At 63.7% G+C, this 25524-nt stretch carries 23 protein-coding genes and 1 tRNA gene; 11 read left to right on the forward strand and 13 right to left on the reverse strand.

What is annotated here, in order from left to right:
- Positions 1–8 precede the first annotated feature (8 nt).
- Both D1Y85_RS23545 and D1Y85_RS23550 read right to left on the reverse strand, forming a co-directional pair.
- Positions 9–494 carry an acyl-CoA thioesterase gene (locus D1Y85_RS23545; RefSeq protein ID WP_124153487.1) on the reverse strand — a complete coding sequence of 162 codons (486 nt, stop codon included), beginning with the start codon at positions 492–494 and terminating at the stop codon, positions 9–11.
- A 52-nt stretch (positions 495–546) separates the two neighbouring features.
- Entirely contained in the window at positions 547–1077 is a 531-nt protein-coding gene (locus tag D1Y85_RS23550) for an NUDIX domain-containing protein (RefSeq protein WP_124153488.1), read from the reverse strand.
- Between the two features lie 307 nt (positions 1078–1384).
- Between D1Y85_RS23550 and D1Y85_RS23555 the strand changes: the two genes are divergently transcribed.
- The gene (locus tag D1Y85_RS23555) at positions 1385–1522 is read left to right on the forward strand and encodes a hypothetical protein (protein WP_221410333.1); all 138 of its coding nucleotides are present in this window, start codon (positions 1385–1387) and stop codon (positions 1520–1522) included.
- Here D1Y85_RS23555 and D1Y85_RS23560 read toward each other — a convergent pair.
- On the reverse strand, positions 1507–2790 hold the full coding sequence (locus tag D1Y85_RS23560; RefSeq protein WP_246025032.1) for a YbfB/YjiJ family MFS transporter: 1284 nt from the start codon (positions 2788–2790) through the stop codon (positions 1507–1509). The two genes, D1Y85_RS23555 and D1Y85_RS23560, sit on opposite strands and share 16 nt — an antisense overlap.
- Before the next feature lie 122 nt (positions 2791–2912).
- On the opposite strand from D1Y85_RS23560, the gene D1Y85_RS23565 reads away from it, so the two are divergent.
- The gene (locus D1Y85_RS23565; RefSeq protein WP_124153489.1) at positions 2913–3851 is read left to right on the forward strand and encodes a LysR family transcriptional regulator; all 939 of its coding nucleotides are present in this window, start codon (positions 2913–2915) and stop codon (positions 3849–3851) included.
- 40 nt (positions 3852–3891) lie between these two features.
- Here the strand turns inward: D1Y85_RS23565 and D1Y85_RS23570 are convergent, their stop codons facing one another.
- From D1Y85_RS23570 to norR, 4 genes are all read right to left on the reverse strand, one after another.
- Complete coding sequence (locus D1Y85_RS23570; protein WP_124153490.1) at positions 3892–4725, reverse strand: cyclic nucleotide-binding domain-containing protein; 834 nt, start codon at positions 4723–4725, stop codon at positions 3892–3894.
- A gap of 100 nt (positions 4726–4825) precedes the next feature.
- Positions 4826–5443, reverse strand: a complete 618-nt coding sequence (locus D1Y85_RS28145; RefSeq protein ID WP_124153491.1) for a transposase — start codon at positions 5441–5443, stop codon at positions 4826–4828.
- Between the two features lie 1166 nt (positions 5444–6609).
- Positions 6610–7542 (reverse strand): peptidylprolyl isomerase, encoded by a 933-nt coding sequence (locus D1Y85_RS23580; protein ID WP_185219103.1) that lies wholly within the window; start codon positions 7540–7542, stop codon positions 6610–6612.
- 274 nt (positions 7543–7816) lie between these two features.
- Positions 7817–9364: a nitric oxide reductase transcriptional regulator NorR gene (gene norR / locus D1Y85_RS23585; RefSeq protein ID WP_124153493.1), complete on the reverse strand. Its 1548-nt coding sequence runs from the start codon at positions 9362–9364 to the stop codon at positions 7817–7819.
- A gap of 149 nt (positions 9365–9513) precedes the next feature.
- Here norR and ytfE point away from each other — a divergent pair, with 149 nt between their 5' ends.
- A complete protein-coding gene (gene ytfE / locus D1Y85_RS23590; RefSeq protein ID WP_124153494.1) occupies positions 9514–10179 on the forward strand; it encodes an iron-sulfur cluster repair protein YtfE in 666 nt (221 codons plus the stop codon).
- A gap of 135 nt (positions 10180–10314) precedes the next feature.
- Here ytfE and alaS read toward each other — a convergent pair whose 3' ends face one another.
- Positions 10315–12939, reverse strand: a complete 2625-nt coding sequence (gene alaS / locus D1Y85_RS23595; RefSeq protein ID WP_124153495.1) for an alanine--tRNA ligase — start codon at positions 12937–12939, stop codon at positions 10315–10317.
- A gap of 450 nt (positions 12940–13389) precedes the next feature.
- Between alaS and D1Y85_RS23600 the strand changes: the two genes are divergently transcribed.
- Positions 13390–14610 carry a CaiB/BaiF CoA transferase family protein gene (locus tag D1Y85_RS23600; protein ID WP_124153496.1) on the forward strand — a complete coding sequence of 407 codons (1221 nt, stop codon included), beginning with the start codon at positions 13390–13392 and terminating at the stop codon, positions 14608–14610.
- A 31-nt stretch (positions 14611–14641) separates the two neighbouring features.
- Here the strand turns inward: D1Y85_RS23600 and D1Y85_RS23605 are convergent, their stop codons facing one another.
- Positions 14642–15202, reverse strand: a complete 561-nt coding sequence (locus tag D1Y85_RS23605; RefSeq protein WP_124153497.1) for an RBBP9/YdeN family alpha/beta hydrolase — start codon at positions 15200–15202, stop codon at positions 14642–14644.
- A 179-nt stretch (positions 15203–15381) separates the two neighbouring features.
- On the opposite strand from D1Y85_RS23605, the gene D1Y85_RS23610 reads away from it, so the two are divergent.
- Complete coding sequence (locus D1Y85_RS23610) at positions 15382–17100, forward strand: glutamine--tRNA ligase/YqeY domain fusion protein (protein ID WP_124153498.1); 1719 nt, start codon at positions 15382–15384, stop codon at positions 17098–17100.
- A gap of 112 nt (positions 17101–17212) precedes the next feature.
- On the opposite strand, the gene D1Y85_RS23615 is transcribed toward D1Y85_RS23610, so the two are convergent.
- On the reverse strand, positions 17213–17692 hold the full coding sequence (locus tag D1Y85_RS23615) for an NUDIX hydrolase (RefSeq protein WP_425466977.1): 480 nt from the start codon (positions 17690–17692) through the stop codon (positions 17213–17215).
- Entirely contained in the window at positions 17668–18057 is a 390-nt protein-coding gene (locus D1Y85_RS23620) for a hypothetical protein (RefSeq protein WP_124153499.1), read from the reverse strand. The genes D1Y85_RS23615 and D1Y85_RS23620 overlap by 25 nt, the downstream gene beginning before the upstream one ends.
- 203 nt (positions 18058–18260) lie before the next feature.
- Here D1Y85_RS23620 and D1Y85_RS23625 point away from each other — a divergent pair, with 203 nt between their 5' ends.
- Both D1Y85_RS23625 and chrA read left to right on the forward strand, forming a co-directional pair.
- The gene (locus D1Y85_RS23625; RefSeq protein WP_124153500.1) at positions 18261–18497 is read left to right on the forward strand and encodes a hypothetical protein; all 237 of its coding nucleotides are present in this window, start codon (positions 18261–18263) and stop codon (positions 18495–18497) included.
- 279 nt (positions 18498–18776) lie between these two features.
- Positions 18777–20015: a chromate efflux transporter gene (chrA, locus tag D1Y85_RS23630; RefSeq protein WP_124153501.1), complete on the forward strand. Its 1239-nt coding sequence runs from the start codon at positions 18777–18779 to the stop codon at positions 20013–20015.
- 69 nt (positions 20016–20084) lie between these two features.
- Here the strand turns inward: chrA and D1Y85_RS23635 are convergent.
- Both D1Y85_RS23635 and D1Y85_RS23640 read right to left on the reverse strand, forming a co-directional pair.
- A tRNA-Arg gene (locus D1Y85_RS23635) sits at positions 20085–20161 on the reverse strand.
- A gap of 94 nt (positions 20162–20255) precedes the next feature.
- Positions 20256–21086 carry an undecaprenyl-diphosphate phosphatase gene (locus D1Y85_RS23640; protein ID WP_124153502.1) on the reverse strand — a complete coding sequence of 277 codons (831 nt, stop codon included), beginning with the start codon at positions 21084–21086 and terminating at the stop codon, positions 20256–20258.
- Between the two features lie 771 nt (positions 21087–21857).
- Here D1Y85_RS23640 and D1Y85_RS23645 point away from each other — a divergent pair.
- The 4 genes from D1Y85_RS23645 to D1Y85_RS27235 all read left to right on the forward strand — a co-directional run bounded on the left by D1Y85_RS23645 (position 21858) and on the right by D1Y85_RS27235 (position 25321).
- Positions 21858–22553, forward strand: coding sequence for a peptidoglycan DD-metalloendopeptidase family protein (locus D1Y85_RS23645; protein WP_425466978.1), 696 nt, complete (start codon positions 21858–21860; stop codon positions 22551–22553).
- A 610-nt stretch (positions 22554–23163) separates the two neighbouring features.
- Positions 23164–23472, forward strand: coding sequence for a DUF2288 domain-containing protein (locus D1Y85_RS23650; RefSeq protein WP_124153504.1), 309 nt, complete (start codon positions 23164–23166; stop codon positions 23470–23472).
- Positions 23469–24821, forward strand: coding sequence for an MATE family efflux transporter (locus D1Y85_RS23655; RefSeq protein ID WP_185219105.1), 1353 nt, complete (start codon positions 23469–23471; stop codon positions 24819–24821). Before D1Y85_RS23650 ends, D1Y85_RS23655 begins: the two co-directional genes overlap by 4 nt.
- A gap of 326 nt (positions 24822–25147) precedes the next feature.
- A complete protein-coding gene (locus D1Y85_RS27235; RefSeq protein WP_185219104.1) occupies positions 25148–25321 on the forward strand; it encodes a hypothetical protein in 174 nt (57 codons plus the stop codon).
- Positions 25322–25524: the final 203 nt, after the last annotated feature.

The raw sequence follows: 25524 nt of genomic DNA on the forward strand, positions 1-25524 counted from the left end.
TGGGGCGCTCAGCCACGTGGCACGGCTGACGTGGCCGAAGCGTTGTCACCGCCCGTCGTCACTGCGAGCGGCGCGAGCGCGGCATGCAACGCAGCAGGCAGCGCGCCGACCGGTCGCCGCGTCGCGCGGTCGACATAGACATGCACGAAGTGGCCCTGCGCGGCGGGCTGCGTCTCGCCCTCGCGAAAGAGCCCGACTTCGTAGCGCACGCTCGACGAACCGAGCCGCGCGACCCGCAATCCCGCCTCGACACGGTCCGGAAACACGAGCGGCGCGAAGTAACTGCACTGCGTTTCGACGACGAGCCCGATCGTCGTGCCGTGCTCGATGTCGAGCGCGCCCGCGCGGATCAGATACTCGTTCACGACGGTATCGAAGTAGCTGTAGTAGACGACGTTGTTCACGTGGCCGTAGACGTCGTTGTCCATCCATCGGGTGGTGATGGGCAGAAAGTGGACGTAATCGCTACGTGCAATGGCGACGGGTCGGTTCATCGGATATGAGGGGTTGGGTTTGGAGTGAGGATCATGGCGTGCGCGGCTGGCGTCACTGGCCGGGCCGCTCGACAAATTCGAACGGCAGGCCACGCCGGCGCATCCACTCGCCGAGCGCCTGGCCGGTACCCGCGCGCCACGGACGCAACATTGCGGGTTCAACAAGCCGGTATTCGAGCAGTTCCGGCGAAAGCGCAATCGTGCCCGTCGCGCGGACGTGATACGCGATGATCAGTTCGTTCTTGCGGATGAACTCGTAGACGCCAATGAGTTCCGTGCTTTCAACACGCAGCGACGTTTCCTCCATGACCTCACGCGCGATGCCCTCCTCCGGTGTCTCGCCGTTTTCGAGGAAACCGGTGATGAGCGCGAACACACCCTCGGCCCAGGCCGCATTGCGCGCGAGCAGGACACGCCCTTCGTACTCGACGATCGCGGCGACAACAGGCAGCGGATTGTCCCAGTGAACGTAGCCGCAGGCGAGGTCCGGGCAGGCGAGCCGCACGCGGCCGCCTTCGTGGGCCGGGTCAGCGCGCTCGGTGAGCCGCGACGCGCAACGAGGGCAAAACTGGTATTCGCTCATGGATGGTCAGGTGTGGATCGCGTGGATTCGGGCGCGCCCGCTCGCCCTTTTCGTCAGGCGACGAGGGGCTATTTTAGAGCGGTAGAGCGTGATCGGGGCGGCGGTCGGTGGGCGGTGCGCACCTTGACGTGGTCCGGTGGCGGTCACGTTGAATCGCCGGGCGATACCGATATCCGCGGCGCAGCGAACCTCACCCGGCGCATCTGGCGCATCTGGCGCATCTGGCGCATCTGGCGCATCTGGCGTGTCTGGCGTGTCTGGCGTGTCTGGCGTGTCTGGCGTGTCTGGCGTGTCTGGCGTGTCTGGCGTGTCTGGCGTGTCTGGCGTGAATGGCGTGAATGGCGTGAATGGCGTGAATGGCGTGTCGGGCGTGTCTGGCGACACCACCTTCGCCGCCATCAGCATCGTCCGATGCGCCGCCAGCGCACGTCACGCGCTCGTCTGACTCCGGGCGTGCCTCGAAACGCGCGTGCGCCACACGAGACCCGCCGCGCCGGTAAGCAGTGCACCAGCGGCGAGTCCCAGCGACGGCGAGAACGAACCCGTCGATGCCGCGAGTGGCGCGGCCACGAGCGGACCCGCGATCTGGCCGATGCCGTAGGCGGCCGTCGCGTAGCCCATCAGGGCCGCCGCGCGCTCGCCGCGCAACAAACGCGCCTCGCGCATCGCGAAGAGCGTGATGGCCGTGAACGGCAGGCCGATCAGAACACTGCCGAGCGAGAAACCCACCGCGTTCGGCCAGACGATGCCGAGCGCGATACCCACTGACTGCAGCACGTAGCAGCCCGCGAGCATCAGCCGGTTGTCCCAGTGCTGCGGCAGGCGCGCGGCGCCCAGCGCGCCCACGATCAACGCCATGCCGAACATCGGCCAGAACAGGTCGGGCCAGGCTGAGCCCGGCAACGCATGGCGCGCGATCACCGGCAGGAAGGTCGCGGTGATGATGTAGCCGAAGCCGGGCACGCCGTAGAGCAGCGTGAGCCAGACAATATCGGCGCGGCGGTTGTCGGCATGCGCCTGCGCCGTTCGCGGCTGGCCGGAGCGCGTGCCGTCGGCCCTCGTGCCTTGCTGCGAACCGCTGCCGCCCGACGCGGCTGCCTCGCGCGGCTTGGGGAGTTCGTCGCCGAAAACCGGCCAGACGAGCGCCGCGAGAATCGCGCAGATCACGCCGAAGCCGATCCATCCTGCCGCAGCGCCCAGCCCGCCCGCCGCGCTGACGAGCAACCCCGTCGCGATGATGCCGAGACCCGGCCCCGTGTAGATCACGCCGCCCCACGCGGGCGCGCTCAGTTCGGTGAGCCGCCGCAGGCCCCACTGCGACGCGAACACGAAGGTCCACGCGCTCACCATGCCCGCCACGAAACGCACTACCGCCCAGATCCAGAACTGCCGCGTGAGCCCCATCGCGATAGTCAGCAGCACCGTCGTGACGAGTCCCGCGCGGACGATCTTCGCGTGCGGCAGCCGAAGCACCACGCAGCTCACCGCGCCGATGAAGTACCCCGCGTAGTTCAGCGACGCGAGCCACCCGCCGTGGCGCAGATCGAGGCCGCCGCCATGCAGCATCAATGGCAGGAGTGGCGTGAACGCAAAGCGCCCGACGCCGAGCGCCACCGCCAGCGTGACCATACAGGCGAGCGCGGTGCGGCGTGCGGGATCGGGACCGCGCAATCCGGTGCGCGTAGCGGTTGGGCGGGAGGCGAAATCGTTCATGGTCGGCGGAAAAAGGGGAACGCGCGGCCCCCGGGCGCGAAGCCGCATCCGACCATCTTAACCAACGGAATCGTTCACGAAAAATGAATTATGATGAACCAATTCATTCCGGAGAGAGAATCATGGATCTCGCCGCACTCGCAATCTTCCGGGCGGTCGTCCGTGAAAACGGCGTCACCCGGGCCGCCACGAAGCTGAACCGGGTGCAGTCGAACGTGACGACGCGCATCAAGCAACTCGAAGCGCAACTCGGTGCCGAACTCTTCACGCGTGACGGCCGGCGCCTCGTGCTGACGCCCGCCGGTCACACGCTCCTGCCCTACGCCGAGCGGCTCCTGGCGCTCGCCGACGAAGCGCGCCACGCGATGAAAGCCGGGAAGCCTTCGGGGCGGCTGCGTCTCGGCACGATGGAGAGTACCGCCGCGAGCCGCTTGCCCGGCGTGCTCGCCCGCTATCACCAGGCGTGGCCCGATGTCACGCTCGAACTGGAAACCGGCACGACCGGTTTTCTGCTCGAACGCGTGCGGGAATTCGAGGTGGACGCCGCGCTGATCGCCGAGCCACTCGACGGTCCGCCGGAGACCGAGGTGTTCGAGTCCATGCCGGTCTACCGTGAAGAACTCGTGATGCTGACCCCGCGCGGCCATCGCCCGATCCACGAGCCCGGCGACGTCGCGCTTTCGACGCTCATCGCGTTCGAACGCGGCTGTACCTACCGGAGCTGCGTCGAGAAGTGGTATCTCGAACACGGAATCCGGCCGACCCGGGTGCTCGAACTCGCTTCGTATCACGCGATCGTCGCGTGCGTGGCAGCGGGGGCGGGCGTCGCCGTCGCGCCGCGCTCGGTGCTGGAACTGCAGCGCAATCTGGACGACGTGGCCGTGCATTCGCTCGGCAAGCGTGGGCAGATCGACACGCTGCTCCTGTGGCGACGCGGGCATTTTTCGCCGGCATTGGCGGCGTTGCGCGACGCGTTGCTGAAGAACAGCAATCTCGCCGCGGCAGAAAATCAGACACTCGACGTGGCTGCCGGATCAGCCGTGGATGCGCCGCACGCCTGAACCGAAGCGCAAAGTACGGAGCGTTCCGTACTCGCGCCGGTTAGACGCTCTCGCACACTTCATCGACGAGCGTGGACTCCTCGTCGCGGACCGCATCGGCGGTGACCTGCTCGGGCTTCGTTGCATGCGAAACCAGACGGGCTTTGAGCCGGTCGGGATCGAGCACGCGAATCCGCTTTCCGTGGGCCTCGATAATGCCGTCCCGTGAGAGCGCTGAAATCACGCGGCACACGGTTTCCAGCGTCGTGCCCAGATAGTTTCCGACCTCGGCGCGCGTCATATACATCGTGAACTCTCTCGACGAAAAGCCACGCATTGCGTTGTTTTCCGCCAGTTCGATAAAGAAACCCACGACGCGCGCCTCGACCGATTGCATGCACGCACTCAGCCTTCCGTTCGCGACCTGCACAAGCTGGCGCCCCATTATTTCGAAGAGGCGCTGCTGAACCGCCGGCATCTCGTTGCACATCTGCCGGAACTGGTTGTACGGAATGAGGCAGACCGTCGTGTCATGCAGCGCTACGGCGTCGAACGCGTACGTGCCCGTCGCCAACCCGTCCAGCCCGAGCGCGTCGCCTGGTCGATGGACGCCAACGATCTGCTCTCGCCCGTCGCGAGTCCGCGCCATCGTCTTGACCGCGCCGGAGCGCACCGCGAACAGGTAACGCGCCTCATGGTCGGAACTGTAGACGTACTGACCCCGGCGCAGCGACCTCGCGCTTTGAATGAGCTTCTCGAGGCTGCCAAGTGTTGCCTTGTCGACATTCCGTGGCACGCACAGCGTCTGCATGGCGCAGATGGAGCATCGCGCAATATCGCTCCGTCTCGCGGGCGAGCCGTCGTCGATCGAATTGGGGGAAGCGAGCTGGCTCATGGTACGCACTCCGTAGTTGAATCTGGTCGGATGGCTGTGCAGAGTAGCCGCTACAGTCGTCGACTTCTCCGGCGCCGTCTCACTTCGAATATTGGGACAGTCAACGCAAATTCAACTTCCACTTCGGCCACGGAGCAGGTGCTTCCTGATCCGTGACCGAATCCACACATCGTGTTGCGATAGCAACTTTCGTCGCTGGCGGCACCTCCGCGTCATGTGTGCCGCCACAACTTTCCTCGCGAACATCAGTGGACCAGCACGGGTATGACCACTGCGGTTTTTTTACCCGACCCCGCATCCGGGCCTCGGCCTTGTGCAACAGGTAAGCGCAGGTTTTCTGGCCGAACAGACAATTCAGTACTACTTCAATTAGCCCGCACTGATACCAGATCCGGAAATATCGATGGCAAGTCTGATGCGGCGGGTAGCCCGTACCTACCAGGCTATGCCACGCGGTATCCCTGCAGATCACCCAGATCACAGCATCAAGAACAGCGCGTGCGTCGACCGGCGGACGCCCCCTGCCTCTGTTCCTCCTCGGCTGCAAGAAGGGATACAGTTCGACGACAAGGCCCCACTGTTCCGATGTCATCCGGACAAAATTCAGCGCATTGGTGTCCACCGCGCCGAGTAACGAAAGCCCGGGTCGGGAAGATTCCCCCGTCGAACCATCACTCCCTGGATCCCCTTGGCCGTATCCACTCACTGGTAAGCGCATTGGATGATCCCTCCTTGCTCACAATCGTTGAAGCGTCAATCTCACTGGTTCCGCTGGCCGCGCACGTCAATCGTCACGCGCCGGTTCGGTGCGAGGCGGTCGATAGCGACTGCCGTTCGTCCCTCCGGGCGGCCCGTCGTCACAGGGTCCGCCTTGCCTATCCGGCTGACCGAACTGTCCCCGGTTTTAACGCCGCGGCTGACGAGACAGTCCCGAACGCCCGCTGCACGGGCCGCTCTTCGCTCCAGACGAGTCGATATGCCTGGTTCATTCCGATGCCACCCAATCCACAAGCAATCCCAAACCTGGTGCAATGCTGCCGACTTCGACAGGAAAGCTGCGCGTGCGTCGCCTCTCGTCACGTAAGACGAACCCACCTACTGGGTGCGCGCACAAGCTGTGTAATTCACTTCGGCATCCGTAAGTAAATTCTTAATACGTTTAAGCAGTATCTCGGATTTCTCCTATTTACACCCGTTAAACATATTCAAAACAGAGACGCCCCGGTCCATGGATTTGATATGCATCAAATCCATGGACCGGGCAAGATCACTCGCCGGCTCAAACGCGAATGCATTGCACTACAGATAATTGTTAAATAATATTGGATTGCTTATCAACTCGTTGCGTTGTCAGGCAATTCCGCGGAGTCGAATAAAGAGATAGCGCACCAGAACGAAGCGCGAGATGGAGGAAGGAATGATTGCAGGGACATTCAATCGCACGCCCTGAAGCGAGGGGATGTGTGATGGTCGATCACGCGGCCGTCGCGGATCCATCAGGTCTGTTTGCCAGCTTCGCGATCATTCGGTGAGACCTGACACGCCACCCGAAGCAACTGTTACGCAGCATCCCGCTGCTGCGCTTCCTTTAGCGCTGGAGCGCGCGCAGGCCAAGCTGATCGCTTGGCAGCCGTGAGTGCGCGGACAAGATTGACGCCGTCCGGAAGCGCTCTTGTCAGATTCGTCCATGCGTGGACGTCATCGGGATCACGTGCGACCGCCGCTTCCAGCAACTGCATTCCTTCGGCGTCGGCCGCATCGCGCTCCATCAGCGACGCGGCAAGGTCAGCGATTCCGGCTCGAACCAACGTGCTACGGCGACGACAAGCTCGAGCAGACATCGCCTGACACGCCGCAGCGGAGCGTCCGAACCGTTCTTAATCCTTACTGCTGGACCGTCGCGCCCCTCGACAGCGACTCGGTCAGTTGCGTGACCGCCTGCTCCTGTGCCTCCGCCTCCAGTTGCTGCCGGATATCACCTGCGATCTGATTGAGCGCCGGCGCCTTCATTGCGCGCTTCGAGTCGAGCTTTGCCACGAACCACACGTCGCCTGCGTGCACCGGCTCAGGCGTCACTCCGCCAACCGGCAGGGCCACGATCGCCTGCGCGAGCGGCAGCGGCAAGCCCTGTGTCTTGCCCTCGGTCAGCGGTTGCGGGAAGCTGACCCACGGCATCTCGCCTCCCACACCCTTGGACGGTGCGGTGCTGTACTCGAGCGCAACCGCCCCGAAATCCTGCCCCGATTTCAAATCCGCCATCGCACGCTGCGCTGCCGCTGCGTCCCTCACCGTGATGAGGCGCCACTTGTATTCCACCGGCCCCAACGTGGCCACGGCCGCGTCATAGCGAGCCTTCACCTGGGCGTCCGTCACGGGTGCCGGGCGAGCGTGATCCCGGACGTACAGTTGCGTCTCGACATCCACTGCCGCCGCGTGCGCGGCGTCCTGCACTTCCGGGCGCGTGCCATAGCTTGCCTTTTCGGCCGCCTGGCGCAGCACCTCACGCACGATCAGTTGCTGCCTGGCCGAGTCACGTAGATCAACGGTGACAGGCTGCCCTGTGCGTAACGCCAGCGCCTGCGCAAGCGCGTCGAGTTGCGTCTGCGGCAGCGCGACGCCATTGACCACCGCAAACGCTCCGGCAGGCAGACTGCCACGCGATGCTTCCACGGCGTCCGAACTGGCCGCGTGTGCCAAAACAGGCACGGTCGCAGCGATCGCCACCGAAGCGAAGGCCACCGCACAGGCTGCGCGGATCATCGTGGTGCTGCGCGACCGGACTTTGAGCCTGGTGCTTCCGTCGAGATGAAATTTCACTTGTTTCCCCGCCATTTCAATGAATTGCATGTATATGCAACTGTCTCAAATTGAGCACTCCGACGCACGTCAGACATAGTCAAATCATCGTCACAGCGGAATCAAAACTGATGGTCATCAAATTCCCCCGGCATCTCAATAAATCAAATAAAAAGGGCCGCCCTCGCGAGCAGCCCTCATTGACATCGACCGGGAAATCGGTTGCGCGTTACAGCTTCGTTTCGATTACCTCAAGTAAGGAATCCTTCCAACACACCCTGTATGCCGAAGGCGCCTACTTCTGCCCTAGCCGTTTCGCCAGCTTGTGCAGATTGCTCGCATCCACGCCCAGCGCTCGCGCCGCTGCAGCCCAATTACCGTCGTGCGCAGCCAGCGCCCTGGCAATGTACTCGCGCTGTGCGTGGTCGACCACCTCTCGCAGCGTCAGCCCCGCGGGGACAGACACGACGGGACCGGATGCGGCGGCATCGAGTACCGGGCTTTCGCTGGCCGGCGCAGAAAGCTCGACGTAGTCGAGGTCCAGCACGTCCGTTTCCAGCGTGACGATGTCCTTGCGGTCCGCGCCCCGGCTCACGGCCTTGAGCGCGGCGCGGCTGATCACATGTTCGAGCTCCCGCACATTGCCCGGCCAGTCGTAGCGCCGGAATGCCTGCTCGGCGGCGGGCGACAGGCGCAGGCTGCGCAGACCAAGCCGTGCCCGGTTCAGCTCGAGGAAACGACCAGCGAGCAACAACACATCATTGCCGCGTTCGCGCAGCGGCGGGATGGGGATCGGGTAGACGGACAGCCGATGGTACAGATCCGCGCGAAATGCACCGTCACGAACGTGCTCGCGCAGGTTGCGGTTGGTGGCGGCGATCACGCGGACGTTCACACGGCGTGGCCGGTCGGAGCCGAGTCGCTGGATCTCGCCGTTCTGCAAGGTCCGCAGCAACTTGGCCTGGATCGGCAGCGGCAATTCGCCGACTTCGTCGAGGAACAACGTTCCATCGTCAGCGGCCTCGATGCGGCCCGGCCGATCGGCAGTGGCGCCGGAAAAGGCACCGCGTACATGGCCGAACAGTTCGCTCTCGGCCAGCGTCTCGGGCAGCGCGGCGCAATTGACGTGCACCAGCGCGTGCTTGCGTCGCCGCGACATGGCATGCAACCGGTGCGCGAACAGCTCCTTGCCGACGCCGGTCTCGCCCAGCAGCAGCACCGGTAGCTCCGAGTCCGCCACCACTTCCAGTTCGTGCAGCAGCCGGGTTATGGACGGGTCCTGCCCGACGATGTCGCCCTCTTCTACAACCGCGCCGGCGACCGGAACTTCGTTGCGCGTCAAGCGCAGTGCGCGCAGTTCAGCTTCGAGGCGGGTGGTGCGGATGGCGGCCTCGACCAGTACGGAGAGGTGTTGCAGCTCGGCCTGCGCCGCCTCGTCGAACGTGCCGACGGCGAGCGCATCGAGTGTCAGCACGCCCCACGGCTCGCCTTCGATCTGCAGGCTCGTGCCCATGCAGTCGTGCACGGGCAGTGGCTCGCCGACGTGGGTGTTGATCAGTCCGTCATACGGATCGGGCAAGGCGCTATCGTGATGAAAGTGGGTCACGCCTCGACGCGACAGGATCGCCGCCAGCCGCGGATGCAGCGACACAGCGAAGCGGCGGCCGAGCGTGTCGCGAACCAGCCCGTCGACGGCGACCGGCCGCAAGTGTTCCTCCTCGAGTCGCAGGAGTGCCACAGCGCCGCAGCAGAAGTGCGCCCGCAACGAACTGACCAGCCGCTGCAAGCGCACCGCCTGCGGAAGATTGGCAACGAGATCGGCGAGGAGCAGCGCATCCATCATGGTGATTTTCACCGTCCGCGGTAAATAAGACCACTATCTGCAAAGGGTGAATCTTACCATGCGTGCGCTATCCAATTGATTCATATAGGGCTGGAAGCTGGCACGCGACTCGCTAAGGATGATGGCCTTCTCAAGTACGGAGTAACAGCATGACTTTGCAGGACCAGACACTCGGCCAGCTCGCCCGCCAGATTCCGGGCGCCACGCATATATTCCACGAGTTCGATCTCGACTTCTGTTGCGGCGGCAAGATCACGCTGCGCGAGGCCGCCCAGCAAAAGGGACTGGAAGCCGATGCCATCGGCGCGCGACTGGCGGCACTGAAGGCGGAACGTGAGCCGGGCGACCGCGACTGGGGCACGGCCAGCCCGTCCGAACTGATCGATCACATCCTCGTGCGCTTTCATGATCGCCACCGCGAGCAGCTTCCCGAGCTGGCCCGACTGGCGCGACGCGTGGAGACCGTCCACGGTGACCGGCCCGACTGTCCGGCGGGTCTCGCGGACCACCTCGATGCCATGCGCCAGGAACTCGAAAGCCACATGCAGAAGGAAGAGCAGGTGCTGTTCCCCATGATCAAAGGCGGCATGGGCCCCATGGCCGGCGGACCGATCCAGGTCATGCGCATGGAGCACGACGGCCACGGTGAAGCGCTGCAGCACCTTGCCGAGCTAACCAACAACATCACGTTGCCGCAGGGGGCCTGCAATACCTGGCGTGCGCTCTACGTCGGTCTGCGCGCGCTGCGCGAAGACCTGATGGAACACATCCATCTGGAAAACAATATTCTGTTCGAGAACGCCGAACACGCCTGAGCGCGACCGGCACACGTTGTGGGGCAACGGCGCTGTCCCTGCCGCTTTGCACACGATACTTGACGGACCAAACAAAAGGGCTGCCCTCACGGGCAGCCCTTTTTGCTTACCTGAACCCGAAAACCGGTTCGTGCGTTACAGCTTCGCCTCGACCCAGCCCTTCACACCCGCGAGCGCGGCCGGCAGGTTGGCCGGCTCGGTGCCGCCCGCCTGCGCCATGTCAGGACGTCCACCGCCCTTGCCGCCCACCTGCTGCGCGACGAAGTTCACGAGTTCGCCGGCCTTGACCTTCTTGCTCGCCTCGGCGGTCACGCCCGCGATCAGGCTCACCTTCCCGCCTTCGACGGCCGCCAGCACGATTGCTGCGCTCTTGAGCTTGTCCTTGAGCTTGTCGACAGTCTCGCGCAGCGTCTTCGCGTCCGCACCTTCGAGCGTCGCCGCCAGCACATGCACGCCACCGACTTCGATCGCCTGGCCCGCGAGTTCGTCGCCCTGGCTCGAAGCGAGCTTCGACTTCAGCGCACCGAGTTCCTTCTCGAGCGACTTCACCTGGTCCTGCACCTGCGCGATGCGCTGAGTGAGTTCGGCAGGCTGCGCCTTGAGCGCCGCCGCCGCCGCGTTGATACGCGCGTCGAGATCCTGAACGAAGCGCACGGCGTTGTCGCCGGTGATCGCTTCTACACGGCGGATACCCGCGGCCACGCCGCCTTCCATCACGATCTTGAAGAGGCCGATGTCGCCGCTGCGCGCGACGTGCGTGCCGCCGCAGAGTTCGCGCGAGAAGCCGAGGTCGAGCACGCGTACTTCGTCGCCATACTTCTCGCCGAACAGTGCCATCGCGCCGCCCTTCACCGCTTCGTCGAACGGCATCACGCGCACGATGCCCGGCGCGTTCGCCAGCACTTCGGCGTTGACGATCTGCTCGACGCGACGGATTTCATCATCGGTCATCGGCGCGTTATGCGCGAAGTCGAAGCGGGTCTTGTCGGCGTCGACGAGCGAGCCTTTCTGCTGCACATGCGAGCCGAGCACTTCGCGCAACGCCTTATGCATCAAGTGCGTCGCCGAGTGGTTGCGCTGCGTGCGGGCACGGCGGATAGCGTCGATCTCGGCCTTCACGACGTCGCCCACCTTTAGCGTGCCCTGTTCGAGCGTGCCGTGGTGGCCGGTCACATCGGCCTGGACCTTGAGCGTATCCGCGACCGCGAAGCGCACGCTCGCATTCGCGAGCACGCCCTGATCGCCGACCTGGCCGCCCGATTCCGCGTAGAACGGCGTGTGGTCGAGCACGACCACGGCGTCCTGGCCGGTCTTCACTTCATTGACCGATGCACCATCGACGTAGAGCGCGACGACCTTCGCGTCGTCGAACACGATCTCTTCGTAGCCGTGGAACGTGGTCTTCGCGCCGGAGTATTCGAGGCCCTGCGCCATCTTGAACTTGCCGGCCGCGCGCGCCTGTTCGCGCTGACGCGCCATCGCTTCGTCGAACGCGGGTTCGTCGACGGTCACGTTGCGCTCACGGCAAACGTCCGCCGTAAGATCGAGCGGGAAGCCATACGTGTCGTGCAGCTTGAACGCGAGTTCGCCGTCGAGCACCTTGCCGCCCTTTGCGTCGAGATCAGCGAGTGCGCCTTCGAGGATTGACATGCCGTGCTCGATCGTCTCGAAGAAGCGCTCTTCTTCCTGGCGCAGCACGTCGGTCACGCGCTGCTGTGCTTCGGCGAGTTCCGGATAGGCAGCGCCCATTTCCGCGACGAGATCCGCCACGAGCTTGTTGAAGAACGCGCTCTTCTGGCCGAGCTTGTAGCCGTGACGGATCGCGCGGCGCACGATGCGGCGCAGCACATAGCCGCGGCCTTCGTTGCCGGGAATCACGCCGTCGACGATCAGGAACGAGCACGCGCGGATGTGGTCGGCGATGACCTTCAGCGAGTTGTTCGTGAGGTCGGCCGTGTGCGTTTCGCGCCCGGCCGCCTTGATGAGCGTCTGGAACAGGTCGATCTCGTAGTTGCTGTGCACGTGCTGCAGCACCGCTGCGAGACGCTCAAGCCCCATACCCGTGTCGACGCACTGCTTGGGCAGCGGCGTCATATTGCCCTGGGCATCGCGGTTGAACTGCATGAACACCAGATTCCAGATCTCGATGAAGCGGTCGCCGTCTTCTTCCGGCGATCCCGGGGGGCCGCCCCAGATTTCCGGACCGTGGTCGTAGAACACTTCCGAGCACGGACCGCACGGACCGGTGTCGGCCATCTGCCAGAAGTTGTCGGACGCGTAGCGCGCGCCCTTGTTGTCGCCGATGCGGATGATGCGCTCGACAGGCACGCCGATTTCCTTCGCCCAGATGTCGAAGGCCTCGTCGTCTTCCTTGTAGACGGTTACCGTGAGCTTGTCGGCCGGCAGCATGTAGACCTTCGTCAGCAGCTCCCAGCAATAGTGGATCGCGTCGCGCTTGAAGTAGTCGCCGAACGAGAAGTTGCCGAGCATCTCGAAGAACGTGTGATGGCGCGCCGTGTAGCCGACGTTTTCGAGGTCGTTGTGCTTGCCGCCCGCGCGTACGCTGCGCTGCGCGGTGGTCGCGCGCGAGTACGGACGCGACTCGGCGCCGAGGAACACGTCCTTGAACTGCACCATGCCCGAGTTGGTGAAGAGCAGGGTCGGGTCGTTGCCCGGCACGAGGCTCGACGAGCGCACGATCGTGTGGCCCTTCGATTCAAAGAACTTGAGGAATTTCTCGCGGATTTCGGCGGCTTTCATGGCGTGCTTTGGATGCGTCCTGTGCGTATGTCCTGACCCCGGAGCCGGCAGGCCGCGCACGAAGGCGCCGGCGAGACGGCGGGACAGTCCTGGTTGGGTTCTTGCGAAGTCTGTCCGGGGTTCGTTCCGGTCCGATCAGCGGCTATCCGGGCGCTAAACGAACCGTTCACGCCCGCATCGGTCGCTGCGGAATCGATCGATTATACGGGATCGACGCACCCGCGCGGCGCCGCGGCCCGGCTGACGTGCGATTGCGCGACATCGCATGCCATTTCGCACCGGTCCGCGCGGAGCGAAGGTGCGGAATCGGAGCGCCATTGTTCCGCTAAGCGAAACATCGTACCGAAAATTGGCCGATGATCACGGGATCGCGTAAGATGCCGACATCCACCGAGCGCCAGGTTTTCTTGTACGCCCGGCCAGCCGCACAACAACATTGGACGACACCGTATGGGCGCTCTCAGCCATATCCGCGTACTGGACCTGACCCGCGTGCTCGCGGGGCCCTGGTGCGCGCAGACCCTCGCCGATTTCGGCGCCGACGTGATCAAGGTCGAGCGCCCCGGCGCCGGCGACGATACGCGCCACTGGGGCCCCCCGTACCTGAAGACGCCCGACGGCCAGGACACCGCCGAGGCGGCCTACTACCTCGCCGCGAACCGCAACAAGCGTTCGGTGACCGTCGACATCTCGACGCCCGAGGGCCAGCGCATCGTGCGCGAACTCGCCGCGCAAAGCGACGTCGTGATGGAGAACTACAAGGCCGGGCAGTTGAAGAAGTACGGCCTCGACTACGAATCGCTGCGCGCCGTGAAGGCGGACATCGTCTACTGCTCGGTGACGGGTTTCGGCCAGACCGGTCCCTATGCGTCGCGCGCGGGCTACGACTTCATCGTCCAGGGCATGGGCGGCTTCATGAGCATCACCGGCGAGCGCGACAACCTGCCGGGCGGCGGTCCTCAAAAGGCTGGCGTCGCAATCGCGGACCTCATGACGGGCATGTACGCGACCATCGCCGTGCTCACGGCGCTCGCGCACCGCGACCGTACGGGCGTCGGCCAGTACATCGACATGGCGCTGCTCGACGTGCAGGTGGCGATGCTCGCGAACATGAACTCGAACTACCTCGCGAGCGGCAAGGCGCCCGTGCGCTGGGGCAACGCGCATCAGAACATCGTGCCCTACCAGGCGTTCCAGACGAGCGATAGCTGGATCATCCTCGCCGTGGGCAACGACGGGCAGTTCCGCAAGTTCGTGGAAATCGGCGGCCAACCCGCACTCGCCGACGACGAGCGTTTTGCGACGAATCCCGAGCGCGTGCGCAACCGCGACACGCTCGTGCCGATCGTCGCGGACATGATCCGCTCGCGCACGAAGGCGGAGTGGATCGCCGCGCTCGAAGCGGCGGGTGTGCCGTGCGGGCCGATCAACGATCTGGCGGAAGTCTTCGCTAACGAACAGGTGATCGCGCGCGGCATGCAGGTGGACGTGCCGCATCCGTCCGGCGGGACGGCGCGGCTCGTGCGCAACCCCATCAACATGAGCGAAACGCCGCCGCGCGTGGAGCGCCATCCCCCGACGCTCGGCGAACACACCGATGCGGTCCTGCGCGAGGTGCTCGGCTACGACGCGGGCCAGGTCGCGGCCCTTCGCGACAAGGGCGTGCTTTGAGGGCACGCGAGGGCGGCATGCCGCCCTCGCTTCAGTGCCCCATCGACTGGAGCCATTCGAGACCCTGCGGCCAGTCGCCGAGGCCGCTTTCCGCGTTGATGTGTCCGCGTGCGCCTATCCCAATGCAGCGGCTGCCCCACGCCCTGGCGCAGCGTTCGGCGAAAGGCACGCCACCGTAGGGGTCGTCGCTGCTCGCGACGACGATGCTCGCGAACGGCAGCGGAACGAACGGAACCGGGTCGAAGCCGTGAGCATCGGCGGGAAAGTTGGGGCCATGCGGGTCCGGCACCGCGACGAACAGCACCCCCGCCACCCGCGCGAGCCGCGCTGCGCTGGCGCCCCGCGCGGCCCAGTGGGCGACGGTCAGGCACCCGAGGCTGTGGGCCGCCAGCAGCACGCGGCCGCCCGCGTCAGTCGCCGCGCCCACTGCCGATTCGAGTGCGCGACACCAGGCGTCGCATTCAGGATGGTCCCAGTCGGGCATCTGCACGCGCGAAAAGCCCGCGTGGGCGTCTTCCCAGCGCGTCTGCCAATGTCCCGGGCCGGAATTCATGTAGCCCGGCAACACCAGGACCTTTTGTTGTTCTTTCATCGCTGCTCCCCTGTCCTTTCCTTGTTTGGGACGCCGTTCAGGCTCCCGTTCACCACCGTTGCATCCGCGCCATCCGCAAGGGCTGCCTCGGCCGGTTGCGTCAGGTAGAATGGAAAACCACTACCCGGGCGTGCGGATTCCTTCGAAATCGCGCCCTCGAACGATCTTCCTCTTTTCGCATGAACATCGAACGCAAAGACGCCGAGCGCAACGACGCGCCCGCGGCCTCAAATTTCATCCGCAATATCATCGACGACGACAACCGCTCGGACAAGTGGGGCCAGCGCGTAGAGACGCGCTTTCCGCCTGAGCCGAACGGCTATCTGCACATCGGCCACGCGAAGAGCATCTGCCTGAACTTCGGCGTCGCGAAGAGCTACGGCGGCGTGTGCCATCTGCGCTTCGACGACACGAACCCCGAAAAGGAAAGCGTCGAATACGTCAACTCGATCATCGACGCGGTGACGTGGCTCGGCTTCGAGTGGAAGAAGGACGACAACGAGCACCTCTACTACGCGAGCGACTACTACGACAAGCTCTACGAATTCGCCGAATTGCTGATCCAGCGCGGCAAGGCTTATGTGGACAGCCAGTCACCGGACGAGATGCGCGCGAACCGCGGCTCGGCCACCGAGCCGGGCAAGAACTCGCCGTTCCGCGACCGGACGGCCGAGGAAAACCTCGACCTCTTCCGCCGCATGAAGGCCGGTGAATTCGCGGAAGGCGCACACGTGCTGCGCGCGAAAATCGACATGGCGTCGCCGAACTTCAACATGCGCGACCCGGTGATCTACCGCATCCGTTTCGCGCATCACTATCGCACGGGCGACAAGTGGTGTGTGTATCCGATGTACGACTACACGCACTGCATCTCGGACGCGCTCGAAAACATCACGCACTCGCTCTGCACGCTGGAATTCGAAGACCATCGTCCGCTCTACGACTGGGTGCTGAACGAACTCGCCGACGCCGGCGTTTTCACGCGCCCGCTCCCGCAGCAAATCGAGTTTTCGCGCCTGAACCTCACGTACGCGATCACGAGCAAGCGCAAGCTGCTGCAGCTCGTGAACGAAGGTCACGTCGACGGCTGGGACGATCCGCGCATGCCCACCATCGTCGGTGTGCGCCGTCGCGGCTTCACGCCCGAGGGCATTCAGCTGTTCTGCGAGCGCATCGGCGTGACGAAGGTCGATTCGTGGATCGACATGAGCGTGTTCGAAGGCGCGCTGCGCGATGACCTCGACGAGAAAGCGCCGCGCACGACCGCCGTGCTCGACCCGCTCAAGCTCATCATCGACAACTATCCGGAAGGCCAGACCGAGGACTGCACGGCACCCGTGCATCCGCACCATCCGGAGCGCGGGCTGCGCACGTTCCCGATCTCGCGCGAGCTGTGGATCGAGCGTGAAGACTTCAACGAAACGCCGCCCAAGGGCTACTTCCGGCTGTTCCCGGGCAACAAGGTGCGTCTGCGCTATGGCTACGTCATCGAATGCACGGGCGCGGACAAGGACGAGAACGGCAACGTAATCGCCGTCCACTGCAACTACTTCCCGGACAGCAAGTCGGGCACCGAAGGCGCGAATAACTACAAGGTGAAGGGCAACATCCACTGGGTGAGCGCGTCGCACGCGTGCCCCGCGCAAGTGCGTCTCTACGACCGCCTATTCCGCGAACCGCAACCCGATGCAGGCGGACGCGATTTTCTGGAGGCGATCAATCCGGATTCGAAGCGCGTCGTCGAGGCGTATCTCGAACCGGGCGCGCGCGACGCCGCCCCGGAAGACCGCTATCAGTTCGAGCGCCATGGCTACTTCGTCGCGGATCGCGTCGATTCGAAGCCTGGTCAGCCGGTGTTCAACCGCATCGTCGGCCTGCGCGACAGCTGGGCGAAATAAGCCCGCGATACCTGGCACCCGGAACATCGGGCACGAAAAAAAGCCGCTGAGCGACTCGCGCAGCGGCTTTTTTGTTGGCCGGGCGTCGACGCAAAAACGCGCCGCGACATATTCACAGCATGCGATGCAGTTGCGCGAGCGAGAGCGTCGTCTCGAAGAGCCGCGTGAGACTGCGGCTTGCGTACTGCGCGACCTCGGCAGGAGCGATCCAGCGCCAGGCGTCCATCTCCGGGATCATCACACCGTCCTCGCGACGCGGGAACATTGACGTGCAAACGCAACGCGAAAGATCAAGTTCATCCTGCAAGGCGCGCGCGACGAACAGGTGCAGATCCTTGTCGCGTCGATAGACATAACGCCCCAGATCCGTGAGCCGCGACGGATCGAGCGCGATGCCAGTCTCCTCGACCATCTCCCGCAACGCGCTTTGAGCCTCGGTTTCACCGGGCTCGCCCTGCCCTTTCGGAATGTCCCAGTGGTTCGTGCCCGTCGCGTGCGCGAGCAGCACGCGACCCGCGGGATCGAGCAGCACGGTACCGCACGAAACGATCTTCCCCGTCACCACGCTCAATGCGGCTTCTGATAGACCCACGTGCCCGTCCCCTGGCGGCAGAAATGCGGACGCAGCGTCATGGACTGCCCCTTCGCGTTGATCACGACCTCCGTTGAGCGGCACGTTTTGTCACCATCCTTATCGGTTTTCGTCACCGTGATAGTCGCGTCGATCTCCACGCTATTGCGCGACCCTTCGTTTGTCCATGTCGTGCTCTCACCGTCCTGCTTCTCGTCGACAGCCGCGCGCACTGCCTTCCTGAGCGAGTCGTAGTCCGCCGAAGTCATATACGAGGCCGGCGTGTTATTCAGAAAGCCAAAATTGCTGGCGCTGGCGACACTCGCGCTAGTGGCGAGCAGCAGTGCCACGCTTAAACCGCACAGGATTCGTGTGTACGTCGGCATCGCGTGTTCTCCTTGACGGGCAATCGCAACTCAATCGGATCTCAAAAAGGATATCACGGGCCCTATTTTCATTACCTCTCGGTGACTGCCCTCCCGGAGCACGAGCACCGACTTCGTTTTCAGACCCATCCGATAGCGCCATTCATCGTCGCCCCTTACGCTCTACAGGCTCTACTCTTACGCCGACGAAGGGCGTTTCCGTCATGGACTACTTCACTGCGCTACGATTCTTCGCCTTTATGCTTGCACTTATCGGTGCCGGCCTGATGGCGATCGTCGCGCATTTCGTGAGCGGACCATACGCCGTCGCACCGGACCAAAATATCCCGCATGCTTCCATATCGCACATGCCTGCAGCGTGGCCGCGCAATGGCGCAAGATACATCGTCGTCTCGTTCGTCGCTTTCGCCATCGCATGCAGCGTGGTCGTTTACGCGTGACGACTGAGGCCCTCAGCGGGCCACTAGCAGTCCTGGTGTTTTCCTGGCGGACGCCCTCAGCGCGTTAGCGCAACGCGCGGCAACGCCGAAGCAAGCGTGCTATGGCTTGCGCGGCGTGAACGCATGTAGTCGGTATTCGCGAGAACGTGCGTAGTCCCACGCGCCAGCCTCCCACGAACGACATGGCTCATCGACGTTCGACCTTCATACAATCGGAAAGTAGTTGCTCGTCACCTGCCAACGTTAGGATTGGTATCTCTGAAACCAGCCCTTCAAGGTATGGATACTGAAGAAATGTCGCCGCTGCGCCCGTCTCACGCCAGCCGCGTTTTCGAGGTTCTTGTCGCGTTCCTCAGGCTTGGGGTAACGAGCTTTGGCGGCCCGATCGCCCACATCGGATACTTTCGCCGCGAGTTTGTCGAGCGCCGCCGCTGGCTCGACGACGAGACGTTCACCGATCTCGTCGCGCTCTGCCAGTTCCTGCCGGGACCGGCCAGCAGTCAGACAGGCTTTGCGATCGGGGTGCTCAGGGTGGGGTGGGCCGGTGGACTGGCGGCCTGGTGTGGCTTCACGCTGCCATCGGTGTTCGTCATGCTGGCCTTCGCGGCCGTAGCGCCCGATCTGGGCGGACCGATTGGCGAGGGGACCGTTCACGGTCTGAAACTCGTAGCGGTTGCGGTCGTTGCACAGGCCGTATGGGACATGGCGCGGCGTCTGTGTCCCGACCGTCGCCGCGCAGCAATCGCGCTCGTCTCGCTCGCGTGGCTGTCCCTTCTGACGACCGCATACGCGCAACTTGTCGTGATCGGCTCGGGTGCATTGCTCGGTCTCGCGCTTTGCCGAACGAATAGCACCGAGGCGCCAGGCGTCGTGCGTTCGCATACCGACGAATTTCACGTGTCGCGAACGGCGGGCATTGCCGCGTTGATTGCCTTTTGCGCGCCGCTTTTTGGCCTTCCCGTGTTCGGTGAAGGCGTTGTCGCGCAGGGCGTGCGCGTGTTCGAGGCGTTCTATCGGTCCGGCGCGCTCGTCTTCGGCGGCGGGCATGTCGTGCTGCCCTTGCTGCAGCATGAGACCGTCGCTACGGGCTGGGTCGCGCCAGGTGACTTTCTTGCCGGCTACGGAGCGGCGCAGGCCGTACCTGGGCCGCTCTTCACGTTTGCGGCCTTTCTCGGCTGGATGAGGGCCGAGCCGCCCAATCACTGGAGTGGCGCGCTGCTGGCTACTGTTGGGATCTTTCTGCCGGGCTTGCTGCTCGTCGTTGCAGCGCTGCCATGGTGGCAGGCGCTGCGAGCGCGACCTGCAATGTCGGCGGCGCTTGCCGGCGTGAACGCAGCGGTCGTGGGTCTGCTGGCCGCCGCGCTTTATTCGCCGGTCTGGACAAGCGCAGTCCGGTCGCAAGCGGATTTCGCCATCGCATGCCTCGGGTTCCTCCTGTTGACGCGATGGAAGGTGGCGCCGCTTTGGGTCGTCGTCTTCTGTGTGGTGACGGGGATCGCGGAGAGCATCCTTCGGTAGGCGATACGGCCGGCCATCCAAAACGAAAAAGGGTTGCAGGCAGAATGCCGTGCAACCCTTCGGAAGCCTTGGTGCGACAGGAGGGGCTCGAACCCCCGACCCTCGGCTTAGAAGGCCGATGCTCTATCCAGCTGAGCTACTGTCGCGTAAGCCCGCCCCACTTGGCGCGCCAAGCGCAGGAAGACGGGCGTGGATTATACCGCGATCGACTCGCGCCGGCCCTGCCCCGTACGCGCCGCGTCAAACCGGCTGCTGATGCAGCATGAACCAGCCGAGGCAGATTGCACCTGCAATCACACAGTACACGCCGAACGATGCGAGGCGCCCGCGGCCCTCGAAATAGCGCATCAGGAAACGCACGCTGAGCCACGCGGCAATGCCCGTGAGCACGCCGCCGACAACGGCCGTCATCAGCTGGTCACGCGCATGAAAAAGTTTGGGCAATTCAAGCAGCCCCGCGGCGAAGATGATCGGCGTGCCGAGCAGGAACGAGAACTCGGCGGCCTTCTCGGTCGTGAGGCCTGCGGCGTTGCCCGCGATCATCGTGAGACCGCTGCGCGAAAACCCCGGAACCAGTGCGCCGATCTGTGCGAGCCCCACTAGAAACGCCTGACGGAACGTGAGCTTCTCGGGCGCACGATGCATGCGCGCGCGCTGCAAGCGGTCGCCAAACCACAGCAGCACGCCGTTGATCATGAGCGCGGCGGCCACGATGCGCAGATCGTGAAAGAGCACCTCGATGCGCTTTTCGAGCACGAGCCCAACGAGACCCGCCGGAATCGTGCCGATGATGAGCGCCCACATCATGTGGCCATCGTCGCTCTTGTGGCCTGCCAGCGAACCGAAAAAGCCGCGAATCAGCGCGACCCAGCGCTCGCGGAAATACCAGAGAAGCGCAACCGCCGTGCCGAGATGCAGCGCGACGAGAAACGGCAGCAGTTGCGGCGCATGCTTGTCCATGTGCATGCCGAAGAGCGCCGGCACGAGCAGCGTGTGGCCAAGACTGCTCACGGGGAAGAGTTCGGTGACGCCCTGCAGCACGCTCAGGAACAGTAGAAACCAGAGACTCACGCGCGGATCCTCGAAATGGGTGAACGTGGCGCCGGACCGCAGTCATGCTGTCGCGGCGAAGCGCACCGATTATGCCGGGGCCGCCTTGCAGCGCCAAGTATCGACACGAAATTGTCGGGGAATTTACGGCGTCGCAACAAGTTCCTGGCCGAGCGAAAAACGGGAACCGCTGGAGGTCGACGGAGCGTGATCGCGGAAAATGGGACCGGACGGATGTGCCAAAGGGTGGGAGACTCGAGCGCGTAGGCGCCCGGAACGCTGGGCTCAGCGAGTCATCTTGTAGAGAAAATATGCGCTGCCACCGACGAAGAGTCCGAACAGGGCCGTGCTCATTGCCATGGCGAGATCCATGGAAGCCTCCTGCAAAATCACCGTGCGCCTCCGCACAATGAGGGCCGATTATCCGCCCCGAACATCCTCCGCCATACCCAAGCTTTCCCGACGAGGGTTATCACGCATCGGGAACGGACGCCGGACTCGCGTTCACGGCTCCTCCGCCCTCTTTCCCACCGCCTTCGTACGATGTCACGGGAATGAGCCCCCAGCAGAACATTCTCGACGTCTCCAGAGGCGCATTCGCGTGGACGCCCTCACCGGAAGCTCACACGTCACATCTCGTAATGCGCCGCGCTCACCGACATGCAGCCGAATCGGGGGCGCAACAACGTCCGCGCGGGCGAACCCGCTAAAATCAGACCTTTTGCCGACGCGGCACCACCGCCCGGCAGCGTCTAGCGAGGTTCAATGTTGGCTTCAGTGTTGACAAAGGGAATGAGAGGGATCGCCTATGCAGCGTTGGTTGTGCTGCTCGCCGCGTGCGGGTTGCCGCCGGTCGGGCCGGGTTTCTACCGCGTGGAGCGTGGAGACACGTTAAACAAAATTGCACGCGATAACCGCCAGTCCGTGCAGAGCATCGTGCGCTGGAACGGACTCTCGAACCCCGACGCCATCGAAGTCGGGCAGGTCCTGCGCGTAGCACCTCCTGCTCGCACGTCAACATCGACGGCGGCCGCAACCAGCAGCCCGCCGCGCGCGCGCCGTCCGGCGCCCGTCGCAGCCGCGCCCGACAATACGCCCACGCCAGCGGCCGTGCCCGCTGCGTCGATCTCGCTTGTCTGGCCAGCAAACGGCAAGGTAATTCGCGGGTTTGACGGAAAGGATTCGAAGGGAATCGACATTGCCAATGCAGAAGGTACGCCTGTGGTCGCGGCAGCGGCAGGGAAGGTCGTCTATGCAGGCAACGGCCTGCGCGGCTATGGCAACCTACTGATCATCAAACACAACGGCGATTACCTGACGGCGTACGCGCACAATCACGCGCTGCTCGTTAAGGAAGGGCAGACGGTCACTCAAGGTCAGCAAATCGCGCAGATGGGCGGCACCGACAACGACCGCGTGATGCTCCATTTCGAGTTGCGCTACCAGGGCCAGTCGGTCGATCCGGCGCGCAATCTTCCGCCACGTTGAGCGCGCTCGCGCAGGTCCAGGCAGGCGAAAAAAAAGCCCGGCGTTTCGCCGGGCTAACGGGGGTTTGGCGCATATCGGCAAAGGACCGGTTTACCATGCGCCGATCTGGAATCTATCAACGGCCTCAGGGCGATGCAATCACTTAATTCGATCGAAAATGTGTCGCGGCGCACCGATTATGGAACGCTCCGATTTTCAGCATCGATTCAGGATGCCGAAATAACTGCAGAGATACCTGCCGGGAACACCTCGATCATTGCTTACAGAAGCAATACAAATCATTGAGCGCCTTGATAGGCGCGCCGTTCATCGTGACTCGAGCTTACAGTTGCTGCACCATCGACGTCCGGTTTGAGCTGCATCGAGATGCGCCTGTATTGCGGCTTTGCTGGAATTAGCATTTGGTGCGCAAACGCACGAATGAGACCATTTAACTAACGCGAGTCAGCCGGACTGAAACGCCTTTATAGATTTATGGTTTTCTACGATTAAAGCGGGAATAGATTCAGTATTAATATTATTGTTCGATCTGCCGGGCGCAGCACGCGTCCACGCTGGCAACGCCCGCCCGATCGTTTATAGTATCGGCCGCAACTGTTCCCCCACGACCATGACTACTCCCGACGCCACGCCCAGTCCCCTTTACGCCAAGCTGCTTGGCGAGACAGCAAAGATCGACTGGCAGGATCTAGAACGTTTCTTTGCGCAAGGCAAGCTGCTTTGGGTAGCGCGCGATCTCGATCTCGTCAGTGTCGCCGAGGCCATCTCTAACGATGAGACGCCACGCGTCACCCAATGGCTATCGGCGGGGCTCGTCGAGCGGATGCAAGCCGCCACCGCAGCCGACTATGCAGCACGCAACCCGGAGTTGTGGGCGGTCGTCGTATCGCCGTGGGTCTGCGTGCAGGAACGCGGTTGAGCGATCGCCCCGCCCTTCCCGCGCACCGCGGCTGGCATCGCCGTGTACTGACGCTCGCGTTTCCCATCGTCCTCGCCAACCTCACCCAACCGATTCTCGGCGCTGTCGATACTGCCGTAGCCGGACATCTGGGCAGCGCAGCAGATCTTGGCGGTGTGGCACTCGGCGGGCTGTTCTTCAACTTCGTGTTCTGGGGCTTCGGATTCCTGCGCATGGGCACAACCGGGCTCGTCGCCCAGGCGCTCGGCGCTGGTGACCGCGACGCGTTGCGCGCCAGTGTCGTCCGTGCGCTGATGCTTGCGTTCGTAATCGGCGGCATCATCCTGCTCGTGCAAGGGCCGCTGATGCGCTACGCACTCGCACTGATTGGCGGAAGCGGTGAGGTGCAACGCATCGCCCGGGCGTACTGCCAGGCGCGTGTTGGCTCGGCGCCGTTCGCGCTCGCGAACTATGTCGTGCTCGGCTATCTGCTCGGTACGCAACGCGTACGCGTCGCGCTCGCGACACAGATATGCATCAACCTCGCCAATGTGATTGCGGTGCTGCTGTACGTGTACGGTTTCGGCTGGGGTGTCGAGGGCATCGGCGCAGCGACGGCCACCGCCGACGCGCTCGGCTTCGTATTCGGCGCGGTTGTGCTCTGGCATCTGCGCCCTCGCGGATTGGCACCATTTCGTGTTGGCACCATGTTTGAGCCCGCAGCGATCAAGCGGCTCATCACGATCAATCGCGACATCTTCCTGCGCACGATTTGCCTGCTTGGATCGTTCGGATGGTTCGTGCATCTCGGGGCAAAGCAAGGCGACGCGATCCTTGCCGCCAATGCGCTGCTTCTGAATTTTCAGACGTTCATGGCATATGGACTCGACGGCTTCGCGCATGCGGCCGAAGCCCTCGTCGGCGCGGCCATCGGCGCACGCGACCGACAGGCGTTCCGACAGGCGGTGAGAGTCAATCTGCTCTGGTCAGTGCTCGGGGCGTTTGGATTTTCGCTGGCGTATTGGGGCACGGGAAGTTGGATCATCGAGCAACTGACCGATCAGACCGCCGTGCGAGTGGCCGCGGAACGATTCCTACCTTGGGCGGCGCTGTCGCCGCTCATATCCGTTTGGGGCTTTTTGCTCGACGGCGTGTTCATCGGCGCGACGCGAACGCACGAATTGATGCGCTCAATGGCAATTTCGCTCGCCATATTCCTGGCCGCGTCGTGGGTACTGGTCGGCCCGTTCGGCAATCACGGGCTGTGGGCAGCCCTACTGATCTTTATGGCCGCACGGGGATTGACGCTCTCGCCACTAGTGCCCCGAATTGCCAACGCTATCCGCCCTGCTGCCGCTCAACTTCAGTAAGACGATCTGCGCCGTTACTCAGCCGGTGGGAGATTGTCGATCATCATCGGTGGGCGGTCGTCGGTCGGAACGCCGTGGTAGTCCGGCGGATCGTGTGGCGGCGGTCCGTTGTGCCTGCTCGCCCTATCGTCGGCGGCGCACGCGGAAAGCAACGCGGCCAGTGCGACCGCCAGAACAACTCGAAGCATTGGGCCCAATCCTTTCAAACTGCTGCCGTTTCACGTTCGGCGCGCCGTGGCGCGATCCTGCTCGCCCGCCACCGAGTATTTTTTCCTGCGCACCGCTGACCTAAGATAGCAACATGGCTGCAACCGAAGGAGGCTGCCATGGATGCCGAAAGTATTGCGGGCCTGATTGGCCTCGCCGTGGGTCTACTGGTGCTGGTAGGGCTTTCGATTTTCGAATCCCGGGCTTACCGAAAAGATCACGACGGCGAAGGCATGATGCATCACTGGCTGGCCGAGCATCATGTGCTCGACCGAGTACGCCGCAGGCACTGAGCCCCCGCACGCGAGTCGCCGACTCGCGGCTTGCCTTCCGTCAACGCGATCTGCGGCACGGGTCGCGGGAGTCGACTCGTGGAGTTGACTCGTAACCCCACGATTTCTGCATACGAAAGCAAAAACCCCGGCTTTTTAGGGCCGGGGTTTTGCTGGGTAAGGAGCCTGACGATTACCTACTTTCACACGGGCAATCCGCACTA

It is taken from the genome of Paraburkholderia dinghuensis, assembly GCF_003837865.1.
In the GTDB taxonomy this organism is placed as follows: domain Bacteria; phylum Pseudomonadota; class Gammaproteobacteria; order Burkholderiales; family Burkholderiaceae; genus Paraburkholderia; species Paraburkholderia dinghuensis.

Excerpts from the sequence above, each read along its gene's own strand:
- D1Y85_RS23545 (WP_124153487.1), bottom strand. The coding sequence starts at position 494 with ATGAACCGACCCGTCGCCATTGCACGTAGCGATTACGTCCACTTTCTG.
- D1Y85_RS23550 (WP_124153488.1), bottom strand. The coding sequence starts at position 1,077 with ATGAGCGAATACCAGTTTTGCCCTCGTTGCGCGTCGCGGCTCACCGAG.
- D1Y85_RS23560 (WP_246025032.1), bottom strand. The coding sequence starts at position 2,790 with ATGAACGATTTCGCCTCCCGCCCAACCGCTACGCGCACCGGATTGCGC.
- D1Y85_RS23565 (WP_124153489.1), top strand. The coding sequence starts at position 2,913 with ATGGATCTCGCCGCACTCGCAATCTTCCGGGCGGTCGTCCGTGAAAAC.
- D1Y85_RS23570 (WP_124153490.1), bottom strand. The coding sequence starts at position 4,725 with ATGAGCCAGCTCGCTTCCCCCAATTCGATCGACGACGGCTCGCCCGCG.
- D1Y85_RS28145 (WP_124153491.1), bottom strand. The coding sequence starts at position 5,443 with ATGCGCTTACCAGTGAGTGGATACGGCCAAGGGGATCCAGGGAGTGAT.
- norR (WP_124153493.1), bottom strand. The coding sequence starts at position 9,364 with ATGATGGATGCGCTGCTCCTCGCCGATCTCGTTGCCAATCTTCCGCAG.
- ytfE (WP_124153494.1), top strand. The coding sequence starts at position 9,514 with ATGACTTTGCAGGACCAGACACTCGGCCAGCTCGCCCGCCAGATTCCG.
- alaS (WP_124153495.1), bottom strand. The coding sequence starts at position 12,939 with ATGAAAGCCGCCGAAATCCGCGAGAAATTCCTCAAGTTCTTTGAATCG.
- D1Y85_RS23600 (WP_124153496.1), top strand. The coding sequence starts at position 13,390 with ATGGGCGCTCTCAGCCATATCCGCGTACTGGACCTGACCCGCGTGCTC.
- D1Y85_RS23605 (WP_124153497.1), bottom strand. The coding sequence starts at position 15,202 with ATGAAAGAACAACAAAAGGTCCTGGTGTTGCCGGGCTACATGAATTCC.
- D1Y85_RS23610 (WP_124153498.1), top strand. The coding sequence starts at position 15,382 with ATGAACATCGAACGCAAAGACGCCGAGCGCAACGACGCGCCCGCGGCC.
- D1Y85_RS23620 (WP_124153499.1), bottom strand. The coding sequence starts at position 18,057 with ATGCCGACGTACACACGAATCCTGTGCGGTTTAAGCGTGGCACTGCTG.
- D1Y85_RS23625 (WP_124153500.1), top strand. The coding sequence starts at position 18,261 with ATGGACTACTTCACTGCGCTACGATTCTTCGCCTTTATGCTTGCACTT.
- chrA (WP_124153501.1), top strand. The coding sequence starts at position 18,777 with ATGGATACTGAAGAAATGTCGCCGCTGCGCCCGTCTCACGCCAGCCGC.
- D1Y85_RS23645 (WP_425466978.1), top strand. The coding sequence starts at position 21,858 with ATGAGAGGGATCGCCTATGCAGCGTTGGTTGTGCTGCTCGCCGCGTGC.
- D1Y85_RS23650 (WP_124153504.1), top strand. The coding sequence starts at position 23,164 with ATGACTACTCCCGACGCCACGCCCAGTCCCCTTTACGCCAAGCTGCTT.
- D1Y85_RS27235 (WP_185219104.1), top strand. The coding sequence starts at position 25,148 with ATGGATGCCGAAAGTATTGCGGGCCTGATTGGCCTCGCCGTGGGTCTA.